17 protein-coding genes, 4 tRNA genes and 1 riboswitch are annotated in these 17910 nt (G+C 41.4%); of the genes, 6 read left to right on the top strand and 15 right to left on the bottom strand.

Features of this window, described 5'->3' with window-relative positions:
* Positions 1-5: 5 nt before the first annotated feature.
* Positions 6-938, bottom strand: coding sequence for a rhodanese-related sulfurtransferase (locus FTU16_RS00395; protein WP_180162456.1), 933 nt, complete (start codon positions 936-938; stop codon positions 6-8).
* Positions 939-1126: 188 nt separating this feature from the next.
* On the opposite strand from FTU16_RS00395, the gene FTU16_RS00390 reads away from it, so the two are divergent.
* Together FTU16_RS00390 and FTU16_RS00385 are read left to right on the top strand one after the other, a co-directional pair.
* Positions 1127-1615, top strand: a complete 489-nt coding sequence (locus FTU16_RS00390; protein ID WP_168378110.1) for a DUF1289 domain-containing protein — start codon at positions 1127-1129, stop codon at positions 1613-1615.
* Positions 1616-1677: 62 nt separating this feature from the next.
* The gene (locus FTU16_RS00385; RefSeq protein ID WP_180162455.1) at positions 1678-2289 is read left to right on the top strand and encodes a LysE family translocator; all 612 of its coding nucleotides are present in this window, start codon (positions 1678-1680) and stop codon (positions 2287-2289) included.
* 86 nt (positions 2290-2375) lie between these two features.
* Here FTU16_RS00385 and ribB read toward each other — a convergent pair whose 3' ends face one another.
* Positions 2376-3035, bottom strand: a complete 660-nt coding sequence (ribB, locus tag FTU16_RS00380; RefSeq protein WP_078191365.1) for a 3,4-dihydroxy-2-butanone-4-phosphate synthase — start codon at positions 3033-3035, stop codon at positions 2376-2378.
* Positions 3036-3138: 103 nt separating this feature from the next.
* Positions 3139-3292, bottom strand: a riboswitch (FMN riboswitch).
* A gap of 170 nt (positions 3293-3462) precedes the next feature.
* Here ribB and FTU16_RS00375 point away from each other — a divergent pair.
* Both FTU16_RS00375 and FTU16_RS00370 read left to right on the top strand, forming a co-directional pair.
* A complete protein-coding gene (locus FTU16_RS00375) occupies positions 3463-5304 on the top strand; it encodes a DUF2157 domain-containing protein (protein ID WP_180162454.1) in 1842 nt (613 codons plus the stop codon).
* Positions 5304-5915 (top strand): GDYXXLXY domain-containing protein, encoded by a 612-nt coding sequence (locus FTU16_RS00370; protein WP_180162453.1) that lies wholly within the window; start codon positions 5304-5306, stop codon positions 5913-5915. The genes FTU16_RS00375 and FTU16_RS00370 overlap by 1 nt, the downstream gene beginning before the upstream one ends.
* 135 nt (positions 5916-6050) lie before the next feature.
* Here the strand turns inward: FTU16_RS00370 and panD are convergent, their stop codons facing one another.
* The 11 genes from panD to FTU16_RS00315 all read right to left on the bottom strand — a co-directional run bounded on the left by panD (position 6051) and on the right by FTU16_RS00315 (position 12192).
* Positions 6051-6431 carry an aspartate 1-decarboxylase gene (panD, locus tag FTU16_RS00365; protein ID WP_078192181.1) on the bottom strand — a complete coding sequence of 127 codons (381 nt, stop codon included), beginning with the start codon at positions 6429-6431 and terminating at the stop codon, positions 6051-6053.
* A 150-nt stretch (positions 6432-6581) separates the two neighbouring features.
* The gene (gene pth, locus FTU16_RS00360) at positions 6582-7157 is read right to left on the bottom strand and encodes an aminoacyl-tRNA hydrolase (protein ID WP_180162452.1); all 576 of its coding nucleotides are present in this window, start codon (positions 7155-7157) and stop codon (positions 6582-6584) included.
* Between the two features lie 20 nt (positions 7158-7177).
* Positions 7178-7474 (bottom strand): 50S ribosomal protein L25, encoded by a 297-nt coding sequence (rplY, locus tag FTU16_RS00355; RefSeq protein ID WP_180005449.1) that lies wholly within the window; start codon positions 7472-7474, stop codon positions 7178-7180.
* 98 nt (positions 7475-7572) lie between these two features.
* Positions 7573-8526 carry a ribose-phosphate pyrophosphokinase gene (locus FTU16_RS00350; RefSeq protein WP_078191360.1) on the bottom strand — a complete coding sequence of 318 codons (954 nt, stop codon included), beginning with the start codon at positions 8524-8526 and terminating at the stop codon, positions 7573-7575.
* Positions 8527-8563: 37 nt separating this feature from the next.
* Positions 8564-8638: transfer RNA gene (locus FTU16_RS00345), tRNA-Gln, on the bottom strand.
* A gap of 91 nt (positions 8639-8729) precedes the next feature.
* Positions 8730-8804 (bottom strand) — tRNA-Gln (locus tag FTU16_RS00340).
* 28 nt (positions 8805-8832) lie between these two features.
* Positions 8833-8907: transfer RNA gene (locus FTU16_RS00335), tRNA-Gln, on the bottom strand.
* A 38-nt stretch (positions 8908-8945) separates the two neighbouring features.
* Positions 8946-9020 (bottom strand) — tRNA-Gln (locus FTU16_RS00330).
* Positions 9021-9023: 3 nt separating this feature from the next.
* Positions 9024-9863 (bottom strand): 4-(cytidine 5'-diphospho)-2-C-methyl-D-erythritol kinase, encoded by an 840-nt coding sequence (gene ispE / locus FTU16_RS00325; protein ID WP_180162553.1) that lies wholly within the window; start codon positions 9861-9863, stop codon positions 9024-9026.
* Positions 9864-9891: 28 nt separating this feature from the next.
* Complete coding sequence (gene lolB / locus FTU16_RS00320) at positions 9892-10470, bottom strand: lipoprotein insertase outer membrane protein LolB (RefSeq protein WP_180005450.1); 579 nt, start codon at positions 10468-10470, stop codon at positions 9892-9894.
* A gap of 9 nt (positions 10471-10479) precedes the next feature.
* Complete coding sequence (locus FTU16_RS00315) at positions 10480-12192, bottom strand: hypothetical protein (RefSeq protein WP_180162451.1); 1713 nt, start codon at positions 12190-12192, stop codon at positions 10480-10482.
* Positions 12193-12270: 78 nt separating this feature from the next.
* Here FTU16_RS00315 and hemA point away from each other — a divergent pair, with 78 nt between their 5' ends.
* Positions 12271-13554: a glutamyl-tRNA reductase gene (gene hemA / locus FTU16_RS00310; RefSeq protein ID WP_180162450.1), complete on the top strand. Its 1284-nt coding sequence runs from the start codon at positions 12271-12273 to the stop codon at positions 13552-13554.
* Positions 13555-13609: 55 nt separating this feature from the next.
* On the opposite strand, the gene FTU16_RS00305 is transcribed toward hemA, so the two are convergent.
* The gene (locus FTU16_RS00305; protein ID WP_180162449.1) at positions 13610-15538 is read right to left on the bottom strand and encodes a DNA primase; all 1929 of its coding nucleotides are present in this window, start codon (positions 15536-15538) and stop codon (positions 13610-13612) included.
* Between the two features lie 211 nt (positions 15539-15749).
* The gene (locus FTU16_RS00300) at positions 15750-16742 is read right to left on the bottom strand and encodes an outer membrane protein assembly factor BamD (protein ID WP_078191356.1); all 993 of its coding nucleotides are present in this window, start codon (positions 16740-16742) and stop codon (positions 15750-15752) included.
* 71 nt (positions 16743-16813) lie between these two features.
* Between FTU16_RS00300 and rluD the strand changes: the two genes are divergently transcribed.
* Entirely contained in the window at positions 16814-17866 is a 1053-nt protein-coding gene (rluD, locus tag FTU16_RS00295; protein WP_078191355.1) for a 23S rRNA pseudouridine(1911/1915/1917) synthase RluD, read from the top strand.
* Positions 17867-17910: the final 44 nt, after the last annotated feature.

Here is a 17910-nt window from a genome sequence, read left to right as displayed (position 1 = left end):
TTTCCTTAGAGACGCTTACGTTTTGCTGCCACAATTTGTGATTGACGCATACGGAAGCCTGCTTTTTGCTGTTCAGTAGTTTTGTCGATACAGTATTTGCATGATACGCCGTGTTCGTAGCTCGGAAGTTCAACTTCAGCAGGAGCCAGTGGCCAACCGCATGCGTGACATTTGATATTTTCGCCTTCTTCCATACCGTGAGTGACAGCAGTACGACCGTCAAATACGAAACATTCACCTTCCCACATGCTTTCTTCAACAGGGGTTTCTTCTAAATATTTTAAGATACCGCCTTTAAGGTGATAAACCTCATTAAAGCCTTCTTGAAGTAAAAGTGAGGTTGATTTTTCACAGCGAATACCGCCTGTACAGAACATGGCAATTTTCTTATCTTTATGCTGCTCAAGCTCTTTTTTCACGTATTCAGGGAATTCACGGAAAGTCTCAGTTTTCGGGTCAATCGCACCCTTAAATGTACCTGCTTTGTATTCATAGTCGTTACGTGTATCAATTAGGATTACGTCATCACGTGCAATTAGTTCATTCCATTCTTTAGGATCAAGATAGTGACCGACTAAATCACGTGGTTTCACTTCCACACCTAAAGTCACGATTTCTTTTTTCAGTTTGATCTTCATTTTACGGAATGGTTTATCCGTACTATGCGATTCTTTGTATTCCATCGCATTGAAGCCTTCATTGAGAAGGAACTGATGGATGATATCTACAGATTTACGGTCACCGGCAACAGTACCGTTAATACCTTCACCTGCCACAATTAGAGTACCGCAAAGGTTGATGGTTATTACCAAGTCTAAAAGACGTTGTTGAAGATCGGCAGGATCTTGAACTTCTTTGAATTGATAAAGTGCGGCAACAACCCAACCAGAGGTCGCTTGCTGTTCTACAGGTGCAAGCTGTTCTACAGTAGCGTTCATGGAGTACTCCAAATGAATAAACAGGATAAAAATTAAGGCGCACATTCTACCGTGATTTGGATGAATAAGCGAGTAAAGCGATGGCTTTTAACCACACATTTGATCATAGCTTCATTTCAGTAGTTTTAGCGTGTATAGTCATGCCGAGTTGTTTTTATCCCATAAATATTGATTGAATGGAGCCGGTTTTGAGTACTGATCGTCGAATTGCCTCGTTAACCCCATGTGCAGGGCGTTGTTCTACGGTATTTGGTGATTCAGTCTGTCGTGGTTGCCGCCGCTTTAACCATGAAGTCATAAAATGGAATACCTATACAGCAGAGCAACACACGGCCATTTGGTGTCGTTTAGATGCACAATTAGATCAAATTTTAATACCGATGTTGCCGCAAGCAGATATCATCCATGTCGAAGGCTTTGTCTTGTCTAAGCGAGTTCGCTTACGTCCAGATGCAAGCAAAGGCCGTAAACTGTATCACGCACTCAAGCTCTGCGAAAAAAACCGTCATTTCACAGATGAAAGTGGACTCGGGATACATTACAAACAGGTGCGACCGTTGTGGGATGAATTTGAGCGTCGTGTTTTAGCACTCGCCACAGCCAGCTATGATTTGGCATTTTTAAGAGCAGATGCCATTCGCTTGCATTTATTGCAAAACATGGATGAAGAGGACTAAGTCCTCTTTTTTTATTTATGAAATTTATCGTGATGTAAAAAAATAAGTGAAGGAATCTCAGCGTGAATTATTCGGAGTACTTTTTATATTGTGTTGCAGTCATCGTGATGATTGCAACACCTGGACCTGTGATGCTGTTGGTCGCGAGTGCAGGTTTACAAGGCGGATATAAAAAGGCATTTCAAACCATTGTGGGGACGAATTTTGCGTCATTGATTTTGATCGTACTGTCTGTGTGTATTTTAAAAGGCATTTTAAATGTGAATGCGCACTGGCTCGATGGCATCAAAATATTGGGTTGTTTATATATTGCTTATATTGGGTTTGATATTTTAAAAGAAGTGATGACACAGCCCACTGAGCAATCTCTGCAGTTAAAAGCAGCACAAGGGGGCTTTAAGAAAGGATTGATCGTGGGAATTTCAAATCCTAAGGATATTATTTTTTTCGCATCATTTTTTCCGCAGTTTGTAGGAATTACTCCTCATCTTAATCTGAGTTTAATTGTGTTGACCCTGAGTTGGATCGTTTTAGATTTCGCAACCTTGTCTTTGGTGTATTTGTCTTTTCATCGATTGTCGAAATCTCGCTGGTATAAAAAATTGTTGGCACTGTGTGGGCTGATTTTAGTGGTAGTTGCCATCTACGGGATCTATAGCATATTCACGGTTTAATTCTTAATTTGAAATATGCAGTAAAAAATAAAAAGGCTGATTCAGTCAGCCTTTTTATGAACGTGTAGAGCTTTAATTAATTCGCACTAGAGATTGTGCTGTAAACGATATTGCACAATTTCTTCAATGGTGAGTACAGTCAAATGATGGGTTTGTGCATACGCTAAAACTTGTACGCCATTGGCCATTGTGCCGTCTGGGTTGGTTAATTCACACAAAACACCTGCGGGTTTTAAACCGGCCAGACGTGCCAAATCAATAGTCCCTTCAGTATGTCCACGACGGGTCAATACGCCGCCTTCACGCGCACGTAAAGGAAAAACATGACCCGGACGGTTTAAGTCACTAGCCACAGCACCATCTTTAATTGCGGCTTTGACTGTTGTTGTTCGGTCTTTTGCTGAAACGCCAGTAGTAACACCTTCCGCAGCTTCAATGGTGACAGTAAAGGCAGTTTTAAAATGGCTAGAGTTATCAGACACCATGGGTGGAAGTTCTAAATGATTGGCTTGAGCATCGGTTAAACACAGGCAGACAATTCCTGAACCGTCACGAATCATACGTGCCATGGTTTCTACAGTGAGTGTTTCTGCAGCAACAATCAGGTCGGCTTCATTTTCACGGTCAAAATCGTCCATGACTAAAACAGGCTTGCCTTGACGAATGTCTTCTAAGGCTTGCAGCATGCGCTGTTCTGCAGGTGGAAGGGCAGAAAAGAAAATTTCGGGTTGAATTAAACTAGACATTGAAACGCTCGCGTAAATTTTAGATACGGTTGAACATTTCAGGACGTGTGAAATAGTGGCGTTACGATATATATTGAAAATGATCAATGATATAGAGATGTGACGTCGTCTTCTTTCATCCGGACTATACCGTCGGCTCAGGTATTGCACCTGATCTGCGAATCGCGTTTAAACGATTGGCTCGTGGGCTTTTTGCAGGGCTTTCAACCCAGCAAATTTACCACCGGTGGGGAATTTCACCCCGCCCTGAAGCGATGTGTCTTGAGTATAGACCTGTTTGAGTGCTGATGGGGGATTATTGCTTAGAATCCTTTGCAAAATTTTAGATAAGTAATGTTATAAGATTGGATTTGTAAGCATTTTTATAAAGTGTGCCAAAGCATGCTATCGTGCCGATAAATCAACCATGATTGCATAATGATAAAAAATGACCGCTCCTCAGCATTCTCAGCAGCAGAATATAAAGCTGCATCGTTCACATTTAGATCAAGAGTTTTCAACAGATCTGTTCCAAGATGTACAGGTCATTCGGTATCTGCAAGTGATCGGTGTTGCACTGATAGCAGCCAGTTTCGTGTATTTGATCGCGGCAAACTGGCTGATGTTGCCAAAATTCATCCAATTGGCAATTCCAATGGTGCTGTTGGTACTGAGTGCTGTGACGAGTGTATATTTTGCAAAGCATACTTGGATTCAGCAAAGTTTAGATGCTTTAAGTGCTTTGTTGCTCGGATTGAGTTTGGCTGTGATTGGGCAGGTTTATCAAACAGGAGCAGACAGTTATCTGTTATTTTTGGTCTGGGCTTTGCTGCTTTTACCTTGGTTATATCGACCGAATATCGGAGTCTTTGCGTTACTGTGTTTGATCAGCCAATTGGCATTATTTTTATATTTTAAACAAAGCTATTTAATCGTTGATCATTCATGGTGGTATTTACTCTGTATGAATGTATTGACGGCAATTTGTGTGACCTATTGTTTGAAATATTATGCTGCACTGCGCTTAGTATTTATTGCATTCATTACACTAATCTCGATGTATTGCATGTTTTTATACTGCGGAAATGGGGTAGAGCAGTATCAATGGCAATATTTAATTTTTGCCTTGTTGCTTCCAACATATCTGATTATCTATTTTTATCGACAACAGCGTGCATTAGAAACCAGTTTACAAGCCGCGGGTCTTGCCGCGAGTTTCAGTATTTTGATTTTCCAATGGGCAGAACATATTTTATCAGATTCGATTGCAGGATTGCTGGTTTTTGCTTTGCTGATATTTGCTTGGTTTGCGGTGATCAGTTGGGCACTGATGAAATTTCTGCCACAGACTAAATTTGCGGTTATTCCTTTAGCGATTGGGGCATGGTTGGCAGGCATTATTTTATCGAGCTTATTGCTGACCTATTGGAAGGCGTTTTCGATCGTCATGGGCTTAGTTTTTGTAGCTGTGGCTTGGTGGTTGATTCGACGAGCTAAAAGTATCTTTAGTCGCCAATTTGCTTACTGCTTATGGGTATGTGGCCAATCTGCGGTCTTCATTCATACAGAGAGCTTAACCAATAGCATTTCGTTTATTTTAGTGTTGCAAATTGGCGTTATATTGCTCTGTTTGTTTAGTCGAATGCATTGGTTTATTGTTTTTATTCAACTCATTGCAGGATACGGCCTTGCAGTGGCCACACTATTTGATGCCGATCTTTTTATGAGCAATGAACATGTCATCTTAGCTGTGATTGGATTGAATTATATTCTACTGATTTTCTTGCTCGGGAGTGCAACAGCTTGGTTGCACACGATGTATCGAAAAAGCATTGTGTTGTGGATGTTATGCATCGTATTGGCGTTTGTGGTGTTGCAGACGCTGTCAAATAACGTTCTACAGTTTGAACAGACCCAACATGGCGTTCTTGACCTGTGTGTCGGTTACCTGCTGCCTGTGGTTTGGCTTGGCCTTTACATCGCAAATCAGCAAAAACAGGTGGGGAGCGAAAAATGGCCGTTACTGTTATTGGGCCTTGTGCTGATTGCGATGGGCTATTTTGGAATTTTCTTGTTATTGGTTTTATTGGCATGGGCGCAGGTCTATCAGCAATCTTTGGTTAAAGCCTTGAGCATCTTGTTGATCATTTTTAGCTTATGGATGCTGTATTACAATTTGGGTCTGAGTTTTTTATTGAAAAGTTTAACGATTTTGATTTCTGGTCTATTGTTGCTTGGTATCACCAAGATGTTATCTGCGATACAGCTTAAACAAGGGGGAGATGTGTGATGAACATACTCAATAAAAAAATGCTTCCTATTGGTTTGGCTGTACTCAGTATTCTTTTATTTGTACTGATGATTGCACGGCATGAATGGCATTTGGCAAACAGTCAGAGTATTTATGTAAAGTTGCAACCTGTCGATCCGCGCTCTTTGATTCAAGGGGATTATATGGCCTTGAATTATCAGCTCTATTTTGGTGGTCAGCCTTCTGAAGAGCAATCTGCTAATGGGCAGGCTGCCAAAGCGAACAAAGAAGAAAATGTACACCGTGACTATTTTGTAGATCAAAAAAGTATTGTGAGTTATGTGCAGCTTGATGCACAGCGTAGAGTGATTCGAACCAGTTTCAATCCAAAGTTATTAGTGCAGTATCCAAGCTCATCTACAAAACTGGTGCTCAAAAATCCTGACAATAGATTTGAGGGTTTATATCCCGCTGCGAGCAGTTTTTTATTTGCTGAAGGCTTGGAAGAGTGCTATCGCGATGCGCAATATGCAGAGCTAAAGGTACAAGAAAATGGTCAGCCTTTGTTGGTGGGGTTGGTCGGAGAGCATTTACAGCCCTTTGATTGTAAACAAAATCAAGCATGGTGGAAGGGCCCGAGAGCAGGGTAGACAAATAAATTGAGCTGTTGAGTTGTATGTAGTGATATGCGTCTAATACTGAATTTTCGTAATCAATAATGCATATTTCAGCCATAAAAAAGCCCGCAAAATTGCGGGCTTTTTAGAATCTTTAAATGCTTTAACTTATGCAACTTGAACTGGAATACAGTTCGCTGTGTGGTTCACAGTGTTGTTTGGGTTCGCGTAGACTAAACGTGGCTTATGTGCATTTGCTTCAGCTTCTGTGAAATCGCCAAAAGTTGCGATAATCATCAAGTCGCCAATATCTGCTTGGTGAGCAGCACCGCCATTTACAGAGATAATGCCAGAACCTTCTTCACCACGAATGGCGTAAGTGGTAAAACGCTTACCATTAGTCACGTTCCACATATGAATTTCTTCATATTCACGGATACCGGCTAAATCTAGAAGAATACCGTCAATTGCACAAGAACCTTCATAATGTAATTCTGCTTGTGTAACGACGCAACGGTGGATTTTAGCTTTTAATAAACGAGATAGCATGGCTAGCGTCTCCTTGGTAGACCTAAGATCGTATCTTATGGTGGAACAATCTCTTGAATGCTGGGTGAGCAGTCAAATGCAAGCGCATTTTGCTCTGAAATCATTCAGATGGCAATAAGTATTGTTCAACAATTTGTGGAATTGTCAGTTCTATTTGTAAGCGTTGATCTGGTTCATGGCTTGCGGAATCTCACCCCTTACCAACAATTTAGTACGTGATAAGGCATGTGCAATAGCATCATCCATTAAGCCTTGTTCACTACTTGGTGCTTTACCTAAGACATGGCCTGAGACACGTTCTTTAGAACCAGGATGACCAATACCAATACGTAAACGATGGAAATTTGGACCAATATGCGGGACGATATCGCGTAAACCATTATGACCACCATGACCACCGCCAGTTTTCAGGCGAATGACACCAGGGTTCATATCAAGTTCATCGTGTGCGATAAGCATTGCTTCGGGAGCAATTTGATAGAATTTGGCGAAGGGAACAACACTTTGACCAGAGAGGTTCATAAAGGTTGTAGGTAACAGTAGACGAACGTCTTGACCTTCGATATTACCACGACCACTGATGCCTTTATATTTAGGATCAGCTTTGAGTTGGATGCCATATTGTTCTGCAAGGCGTTCTACAAACCAGAAGCCTGCATTATGGCGGGTTTGGGCATACTCAGAACCTGGGTTACCCAAACCAACAATCAGTGAAAGTTTACTCACTCATTTACACCATTTAACACTTATGCGCGTTTGAAGTCAGCGTGCATAGGAGTGTTTTTAGCTGGGTGACGTTGTAAAGCTTGGATTTTAACGCTTTCAGCTTTACCGTCGATGTTGATTTCAACAATTTCTTCAAAGAAAGCGTTGTTTTCTAAAGCTTTAACAAGTTCGCGAAGTTCTAAAGTAACTGCTACAGGTTCAGCTGCACCACCGTAGATGATTGCTGGTACTTTATTTTGAAGACGAAGGCGGCGGCTCGAACCTTTCCCTTGTACTGCTTCTTCACGTGCTACTGCATTTAATACGAAGTTTGCCATGATAGACATTCCTATTTAAGTTTAATTGACTAGACCTTCGACCAGTCTAGTGATAGAAAGCCCCACCAAAAGGCAGGGCTTTTAAATTTAGCGCTATATTATAGATAAGAATCGAACATTGCGCTAATAGATTCTTCGTTGTTAATACGACGAATTGTTTCAGCAACCATACTTGCAACTGAAACTTGGCGAATCTTACCAAGAGCTTGAGCTTCTTCTGAAAGCGGAATGGTGTCTGTTACAACCAATTCGTCAATCACAGAGTTTTTCAAGTTTTCTAAAGCTTTACCAGAAAGTACTGGGTGAGTTGCGTAAGCAACAACTTTGCGAGCACCAAAAGTTTTTAGTGCGTCAGCAGCTTTACACAATGTACCTGCTGTATCCACCATATCATCAACGATGACACAGTCACGGCCTTTAACGTCACCGATCAAGTGCATTACTTGAGATTCATTCGCTTTTTGACGGCGTTTGTCGATGATCGCAAGATCGATATCACCCATTTGCTTAGCAACAGCACGCGCACGTACTACACCACCAACGTCAGGAGAAACAACCATTAAGTTGTCGTGTGACTGTTGACGAAGATCTGCTAAAAGCGCAGGAGTACCGTAGATGTTGTCTACAGGAATATCGAAGAAACCTTGGATTTGGTCAGCATGAAGGTCGATCATGACAACGCGGTCAATACCAACAGTTGTGAGCATATCTGCAACAACTTTTGCTGTAATTGGCACACGGCTTGAACGTGGACGACGATCTTGACGAGCATAACCAAAGTAAGGAATGACAGCAGTGATACGACCAGCACTTGCACGACGCAAAGCATCAGCCATAACTAAGATTTCCATAAGGTTATCGTTAGTTGGGGCACAAGTTGGTTGTACGATGAATACGTCTTTACCACGAACATTTTCAGTAATTTCGACAGCGATTTCACCGTCAGAAAATTGACCTACAGATGCAGCACCTAGAGGGATGTGAAGGTGGCTAACGACTTTTTGGGCGAATTGTGGATGTGCAGATCCACTAAAAACGACAAGATTGGGCATGAAGCACCCTTGGCGGTTGGCAAATTGGAGAATTAGATGGCAGGGGCGGCTGGATTCGAACCAACGGATGCCGAGATCAAAACCCGGTGCCTTACCACTTGGCGACGCCCCTAATGCGGCAGAACTTTAATATTTTTACAGTATTTTGTCAAGTTGAAACAACAAAGATACTGCAAATTATGCTCTGTCTTTTTTGAAGTAAATGGCAGGGGCGGCTGGATTCGAACCAACGGATGCCGAGATCAAAACCCGGTGCCTTACCACTTGGCGACGCCCCTAAATTGATGAAATAGCGAATAAAGTAAATGGCAGGGGCGGCTGGATTCGAACCAACGGATGCCGAGATCAAAACCCGGTGCCTTACCACTTGGCGACGCCCCTAATACTTTACAGCAATTACATCTACAGGTGAAAAATGATGGCAGGGGCGGCTGGATTCGAACCAACGGATGCCGAGATCAAAACCCGGTGCCTTACCACTTGGCGACGCCCCTATATCAAACTTCAAAATGACGTAATGGTGATTCTTGCAAACTGCGAACCAAGTAAGATTTACATGGTGCATTTTTCAATATGTCATCAATATTCATATTTTCAGTCACTTCAGTAAATACACAAGCACCTGTACCTGTAAGCTTTGCTGTACCGAACTGATCTAAGTACCGCATTGCTTCATCGACTTCGGGATATAAGCTTCGTGCCACAGGCTCAAAGTTATTTCCAAAATCAGATGGCGTTTCCTGATAGCCGCAAAATTTAGTGGGCTTTGAGTCTCTTGTCAACGTTTTTTGTGAAAAAAGTAGTTGAGTGCTGATAAAACAGTCAGGTTTCAGCACGATGTACTGTTTTTTAGCTAAATCTATGAATGTTAAGTGTTCACCGATGCCTTCAGCCCATGCATTTAGACCATGTACAAACACGGGAACATCTGCCCCAAGTTGTAAACCGAGTTCTGCAAGTTGTTCGGTATTTAGGCCACATTTCCATAGTTGATTGAGCACAATAAGGGTGGTGGCTGCATTGGATGAACCACCACCGAGCCCTGCACCCATCGGAATATTTTTTTCGATGTGGATTTTTTGTGCAGTCAGTGCTTTAGCAAACGGTTTGAGTATTTGAGCAGCACGATAAATTAAATTTTGCTCTAGATTAACGCTGTTTAAGCCCTCAATTTGAATAAAATTTTCATCAGCAGAATTTGCAAGTGGGTGAAATTCCATCCAATCAGATAAATCGATGAGCTGAAAAATCGTTTGTAATTCGTGATATCCATTAGGACGTCGGCCAGTAATGTGCAAAAACAAATTAAGTTTTGCAGGAGAAGGTACACGAATCACAGAAGTCATAGCTCAGCTTTTAGGCAAATTAACGATTTTGAATCACCATTGTAATACGGTTTTCCTGACCGGATTCAAGTGCTTGTTTTAAAATTAACTTGTTCGGTACCGTCGCAGTCTCGTTATAGCTTAGGTCAACCGTCCAACCATCTTCAATAATCTGTTGTGGGCGCTGTGCAGTATCGCGTTGAATTTTTGCTTGTGTGGTTGCAGGGCGCGCCTGTACCCAGTCGACGAGGTGGGTAATGGGAGCTTGCCAACCAGTAGCACGTTCCAGTAATTCTTCAGGTGTTTCTGCTTCAATTAAACCGGTTTTTGCACTGTTTAACTGAACTTGACCGGGTTTACCGCTGATTTGAGTTTTTCCAACACCTAATATGCCACTCAGTTCGATATCATATTCATTGCGGTCTTGAACCCAAGTAAAAAAAGCACTTCCTGACTGTTGTGGCGTGCGCACACCAATCTTACCTTGTAAGTTGAATTGATTTGCAGCGACTTCTTCAGGGCTGGGTTGATCGGGTGTTTTAACATATTGCTGACAACCGGTAAAAAATAAAGCGCAGCAGGTCAGGGCAGATACCCCAAATTTTGAAGATACTTGCATAAACTCTTTCTAACTCTTTTTCATGGGTTGGGGTAACAATAACGAATGTAGTTGCTCTAATTGCGGATCATTCGGATGTTTTTGTTGGAGTTGTTGTAACAACGCGTCAAATTTATTCATATCACCTTGCATGAAGACTGATCGTGCGTAGCGAATGCCAATTTTTAAACTATTACTCAGTTCATACGCTTTGGCCAAAATAGATGCAGATGTACTAAAATCATTTTGCAAATAACAAATATAACCGAACGTATCTAAAATTGAGGCTTGCTCAGGAGCATATTCCAAGGCATGTTCGACATATTTTCGGGCTTCATCTAAGCGTCTATTTTGTACCGCCAAAGTATAGGCATATGCATTTAAATAGGTCGGGCTATTGGGTTCAATTTCAAGTAATTGTTTTAGTAATTGGTCGAGTCTATCTTTATCTTGATGGGCGTCGAGCAGTAGAACTTCGGCATAAATGAGCTCTGGATCTTCAGGTAAGTTTTTTACCGCTTCATCAAGTAAACGAACTGCTGCTTTTTTATTGTTCATGCGTTTTAAAATATCTGCCTGAGCAAGATATAAAAAACTGGCATGTTGAGGATAATTAACCCGCTCTTGGGTTAAAAAGCGCAGTGCATCATGCAGCTTATTTTGCTGGCTAAAAATGCTGATCATATTGCGACGTGAAACCGTATAAAGACTGCCATCTACAAGGCGATAATAGGCTTTCGCTGTTTCATAATGTTGTTTGCGTTCAGCATTTACCGCGAGATAGTAATACGCCTCATTTTGGTATTTGCTCGAATAGCGTAACTCCACCAAATACTTTTCGGCTTTTTCATAAAGCTCTAAGTCAATACTGGTCAAACCTGCCATAAATAGCGGTTCTTCAGCAGATGGCCACTTCTTTAGTATATCTTCGAGTTTTTCTAGACCTAATTCTGACTGATTGATTTTAATTAAATATTTTGCTTCTGCTAAGCGAACTTCCATATTGTTGCGGTGTTTACGGCTGGATTTTTCGAACCATTTTAAGGTTTCTTCTTCATCACCTAACGACATAAGTAAATTGGCTTTCATTAAGATATAGCCAGTCACTTTCGGGCGTTTTTTTAGTGCTAAATTAATTGTGTCTAAGGCATCAGCAAAGGCACCATTTTGAGCTTGTAAACCTGCGACTAAGACCAAAATAGAGGGATTGGTTTTTTCTTTGCTGGCGGTCAGTGCTTGGATCAGATAAGCACGATCTTCCTCTGACTCAGGGGAAATACCCGCCAAAATTTGTTCTAAATCTGCATTCGGGTCAATGGTTAAAATTTTATCAAGTGTTTCTGCGGCAAGCTCATATTCATGGGCTTTCAGGGCAATATGTGATAAATAAAATAATGCCGGGACATCTTCAGGTTCTTGGACGACCCAATGTGTGGCAATGTCTAAAGCTGCTTGTAGATCATTTTGCTCAATTGCAACGTTTAAAGCACGTTGTTTGACCATGGTGGATTTACTTTTGATTGCAAGCACGGTGTAGTTATGAAGCGCGGTTGGAATGTCGTTATAGGCTAAGGCAAATTCCGCAATCATACTTTGTTTAATTGCATCATATCCTGAATTTGCATGGTAAACTTCTCCCACGGCCCGAATTGGGGCAGTAGAAGCCATGCTACCGACAAGTAAGAATGTGGTAGAATACTGCTTTATTGTCTGGCCGTTCAGTCGGCTATTTGTTAGACGCAATTTTTCTTGATCCAAGTAATGCTTTTTATGACACCGATGTTGCACAATAGCATAAATTTAGCGAAATGATGATCTGATATGTCTTTCTTTGCATTGGGTGTCAACCATCAAACCGCTTCTGTAGAGCTGCGTGAACAGATTGCATTTAACCCTGAAAAGTTAACTGCACTGCTTGAACAGCAAAGCCATACGCCTGAACTCAATGACATGGTGGTGGTGTCTACATGTAATCGTACCGAAGTCTATGCGATGTCTGAAAATGCAGACGTGGTATTGAATTGGCTCGCCCAATCAAATGGTATCGATGTAAAGCAATTGTCAAATCATGTGTATCGTTATGAAAATGCACAAGCGGTGACACACCTCATGCGTGTGGCTAGCGGCTTGGATTCGCTCATGCTTGGTGAGCCTCAAATTTTAGGTCAAGTCAAAACGGCTTTGTCCTTAGCCAAAGATGCCGAAACCGTTTCCCCAAATTTAAACCGTATTTTTGAATATGCCTTTTATGCGGCAAAACGTGTGCGTTCTGAAACAGCCGTTGGAAGTCATGCGGTGTCGATGGGCTATGCTGTTGCTCAGCTCGCTTTACAGGTCTTTAGTCAGCCTGAAAAATTGACGGTGATGATTGTTGCTGCTGGTGAAATGAATAGCTTGGTTGCAAAGCATTTGGCCGAAATGGGTGTGGGCAGAATTATTATCTGTAACCGTACACGTGCCCGTGCCGAAGCTTTATCGCAAGAGATTGCTCATCGTGTAGAAATTGAAATAATTGATTTTGCAGATTTGGCAGACAATTTACATCGTGCAGATGTAATTTCAAGTTGTACCGGAAGCTTGCATCAAGTGATTTATTTTGCGGATGTCAAAGCAGCACTGAAAAAACGTCGTTATAAACAAATGCTATTGGTTGATTTGGCTGTACCACGAGATATTGAAGCCAAAGTTGAAAGTCTAGATGGCGTTTATTTATATGGTGTCGATGACCTGCAAACTGTCATTGAAGAAAATTTGGCTCAGCGTCGTCAGGCGGCAGTTGAAGCCGAAGTGATGGTCAATCAGCTTGCGACAGATTTAATCACACAGCAAAAAGTGAATTTGGCTGGTTCGACGATTCATGCATACCGTGAACATGGTGAGTCATTACGTCAAGAAGAACTGACTTTGGCGCTGAATCGTCTACAAAAGGGTGAAGATGCTGCGAAGATTATGCAAGAAATGTCGCATCGTTTAACCCAAAAGCTGCTGCATCCAACCTCTATTGTGCTGCGTAATGCGGCGATGGCGGAAGACCCAGCATATTTTGAAATGATAGAGCAAGATTTAGTTAATGTGGCTGAAAATCGCCGTAAACCAAAGAAATAAATAAGCTGATTCATTGAAAAGTATGTTGTTCACAGCTTGAACTTGAAGTTAAAACTTAATCTTCAAGGAGTGTGAGCGATCTTTTTTTATCAATATCATAAATACGTTGTTTTAAATTACGCATTTCTGCAAGGCTAGAAAACTTATTCGACTTGATCTTGAGTTGTAAGAATTGATATTGCAATTTTGTCGATAAATCTGCTGCGAGTTTATCTGCTTGTTCAGGTGATGATGTATAGTCACTGATATTGGCATGCTCTAAAATATGTTGTAATTCATGATGATGTGCTGCGCAAGCACCGAGTACATAATAGGTCGATAACTCTGGGTCATCAGGCAATTCATCAAAAATCACATTGAAAATATTTAAAACGTGATAAAGCAAGAGATCTTGTGAAACTAAGGCGCGTAAAGGCTCAAAATGAATGTAGAGATAAGGATGATTGATTAAAATCGCAATCACATATTCTTCAGCATCAATTTTTGTACTAAAGCTCAGAGACGCATCATTATTGACTTGAGGCTGCCACTTTCGGCTAAACCCTAATTTTTCACGGAAATATTGTTGTAGCAAATAACGATATGAACCACCTTTCGGTAACAGTTCAGTCAGTTGTCTCAGTTCACCCATCACCTGACTTTTACCTTCAGGCGAAGCAACATTATGATTTTGCGTTAAATGTGCAAAAACAAATTCAGAAAGTAGCGGTGAGGTGTCCAATAAACGTCGAAAATTTTCGATACCTTCACGACGGATCAATGAATCTGGGTCGTGGTCATTCGGCAAAACAAAGAATTTAAGTTCTCGTCCATCATTCAGTAATGGCAGGGCAATTTCAAGCGTACGACGAGCTGCTTTTTGACCCGCGGCATCACCATCAAATGCAATGGTAATACGGCTATTTTGCTTAAATAAAATGTTTAAATGTTCTGTATTACTGGCTGTCCCAAGAGTTGCTACAGCGCCATGAATGCCATATTGCTGAAGGGCAATGACATCCATATAACCTTCGACCATTAACCAGTCTGGGGCTTTTTGTTTACGGCCTTCATATAAACCATAAAGTAACTGGTTTTTATGGAAAACTTCAGAGTCTGGAGAGTTGATATACTTCGGTTTGATTTCATCATTTAGGGCACGACCACCAAAACCGACCACACGACCTTTCGCATCTCGAATCGGGAAAATCACCCGCTCACGCAGTAAGTCAAAGTCACGACCACTGTCACTGGTTCGAATCAAACCGAGAAGTTTGAGTCCTTCGATATCTTGTGGAAAGGCTTTTTCTAAATGTTGCCAATCTTCAGGGGCATAGCCTAAGCGCCAATAGGCGATGGTGTCTGCACTGAGACCCCGTTGTTTAAAATAAGCTTGCCCAATTGGACTGAGCGGCAGTTGTTGCTCATAAAACTGTGCGACATTTTCCAGCAAGTCATATAAGTTTCCGTCTTGCGGCACATCTTCAAAACCATTGGCAACTTGGTCAAAGTGAGCAAACGGATCGTTCCCATAAAAGGCATCTTCGTTATTTTGAAACTCAGCAAATGGGTCGTGTTCGAAATTTACTGCAGCAGGAGTTGTGTCGGTTTCGCCTGTTTGGGGCGGCAGAGCTTTTGCTTCGATTGCAGGTTTTTGTACAGGTTTGGGTTTAGATTCGCGTTTATATTTGAGTTTATTGGAATCGTTATTGTCTTTCGGTAGTTCAATACCCGTTTGGCTTGATAAATCCTTCATCACTTCGATAAAGTTACGACTACCAATATCCATTAAAAAGCGAATGGCATTACCATTGGCCTGACAACCAAAGCAGTGAAAATATTGTTTATCACGATAGACATGGAAAGATGGCGATTTTTCCTGATGGAATGGGCAGCATCCTGAGTAGGTGCGTCCAGTCTTTTTCAATTTCACAAATTGACCAATCACATCGACAATATCGGTGCGATCTAAAATTTGATCAATTGTATGTTGAGGAATGGCCATGCTGTTTTATCTGTCTATCTATTGAATTTGGGCAGTTCGTGAAATATGTTAAAATCAGCAATGCTGTAAGTTCAGTGGGGATGCAGTACAGCATCGTCCATCGAACTATTGTATACCTTTTAATCTAACCGAATCTGTAGATCCTGAAAAGATAAAAGGGCAAGTATTCTAACTTGCCCTTTGTGAAAAATCGACCTTCATTGCGACTATATTATTCAGCTGATTCTGACGACTCAGTTTTTTCGCTATGAGGACGATCCAATAAGCCAAAGCTTAAACGATTGGTTAAACTGCGTTTTTCTTCATCAGTTTCAACCGCGTCTGTAGAGGTTTGCTCAGACATCGTTTGTGCTTCTTTACCGAAAATACCTAAGGTTGCACGGTTAAGGAAGCTGCCTTCACTACGTGCAGCACGCATATTGACTGTACCGTCTGACTTCACAAGTTTTGGATAGTTCAGTTTAAGTACGTCAATGTATTGCTGAGACGTGGTTTTATCACCAAGTTTGTCATAACCATAGGCTACAGTCGCTAGAGCTTCTGGAACTTGTGGTGCTTGAGGATAATGTTCGATCACCCAAAGTGAACGTTCAACAGCAGCTAACCATGCTTTACGCTTCACATTAAAACGTGCCGCATTCATTTCGCTTTCAGCCAATTCTTGACTAATGAACTTCATACGTTGTGCGGCATCGACTGCATATTCACTCGATGGATAGCGACGGATAAAGTCGACAAAGTTTTGATAAGCCACTTTGAGATAGCTCACATCACGATGCGATTGCTTTAAAGAAGTATAGCGAAGCAAACCATTGTAGTTTTGCTCCATGTTTGAAACACCACGCACGTAGTACGCATAATCAACTTGCGGATGTTGTGGGTTCATACGAATAAAACGGTCTGCAAGAGCAATCGCACCTTCATAGTCTTTTTGCTGAAACTTTACATACAATAGTTCAAGTTGTGCTTGCTGCGCATAGTTACCTGTAGGGTAGTAGGTCTCTAGAGCTTCAAGGTGTTTTGCTGCATCTGTATATTGGTTACGTTCAAGCGCTTTTTGTGCTTTTTCGATATAAATCTGTTCGCTTGATTGTGGACCTGTGTCGACCACTTCTTTCTTTGGATTACTGCTACAGCCTACCATTGCCGATGCAATGCCTATTGTTAGAGCAAGCATTGTCATTTTATATTTTGGTAGCGACATAAAAATTCCTCTGTTAATACGGGCAATGAGCTACAATTGAACTATTAAACCACTTTTGTCTGAATGAGCAAATGAGTCAAGCACAATCTTCCAATTCTAATTTCCCTGAAACTGATTTCAATTTACTTGAAGATTCTGAGGATGCAGATAACCATACTTCAGACTCAACTGCAACACGTTTATCGTTGCAATTTCAATTGGATGAAAGCTATTTAGGACAACGTATTGATCAGGTTTCAGCACTGGTTTGGACTGATTTTTCTCGTGAAAAGCTAAAACAGTGGCTCAAAGAGGGCCATTTGTTGGTCAATGGTAACACTGTGAAACCAAAGTACAAATGCGAAGGCACAGAGTTACTGACTTTAGACGTCGAGTTAGAAGCACAAACCCGTAGCTTACCTGAAGATATTCCACTTAATATTGTCTATGAAGATGACGATATTATGGTGATTAATAAACCTGTCGGTATGGTTGTTCATCCAGGCGCTGGAAACAGTACAGGCACATTGGTGAATGCAATTTTGCATCACTACCCAAAATCTTCAGAGTTGACCCGTGCAGGTTTGGTGCATCGTATCGATAAAGATACCTCAGGTCTGTTGGTGGTTGCGAAAAACCTCGAATCCCAATTTTCTTTAAGTAAACAATTGGCGAAGAAATCGGTTTACCGTATTTACGATTTGATTGTATATGGCAACATTATTGCCGGCGGTACAGTCGATGAACCAATTAAACGTCATCCTGTCGATCGCATTAAAATGGCTGTCTTGCCAGGCGGTAAAGATGCAGTGACTCACTATAATGTGAAAGAACGTTTCCAAAACTTTACCCGCGTTCAAGCACGTCTAGAAACGGGTCGTACCCATCAAATTCGTGTGCATTTTACTTATATCGGTCATGGTCTTGTGGGCGATCAAGTGTATGTACCACGTGTACGTATGCCTGCAGGCGCGTCGATGTTATTAGATGACACTTTACGTGGCTTTAAACGTCAAGCCTTACATGCGGTTAAATTGGGTCTCGTTCATCCACGTACAGGTGAAGACATGATGTTTGAAGCACCATGGCCTGAAGACTTTAACCAATTGGTTGAAGTTTTACGTAGCGAAAACAAAGCGTATTAAGTTTTAAAACTGATTTACACGCCATAGATAGAAAAGGACGGCAA

This window comes from Acinetobacter sp. YH12069 (assembly GCF_013419675.1).
Classification (GTDB): Bacteria; Pseudomonadota; Gammaproteobacteria; order Pseudomonadales; family Moraxellaceae; genus Acinetobacter; species Acinetobacter amyesii.
This window is presented reverse-complemented; position numbering and strand designations above follow the sequence as displayed.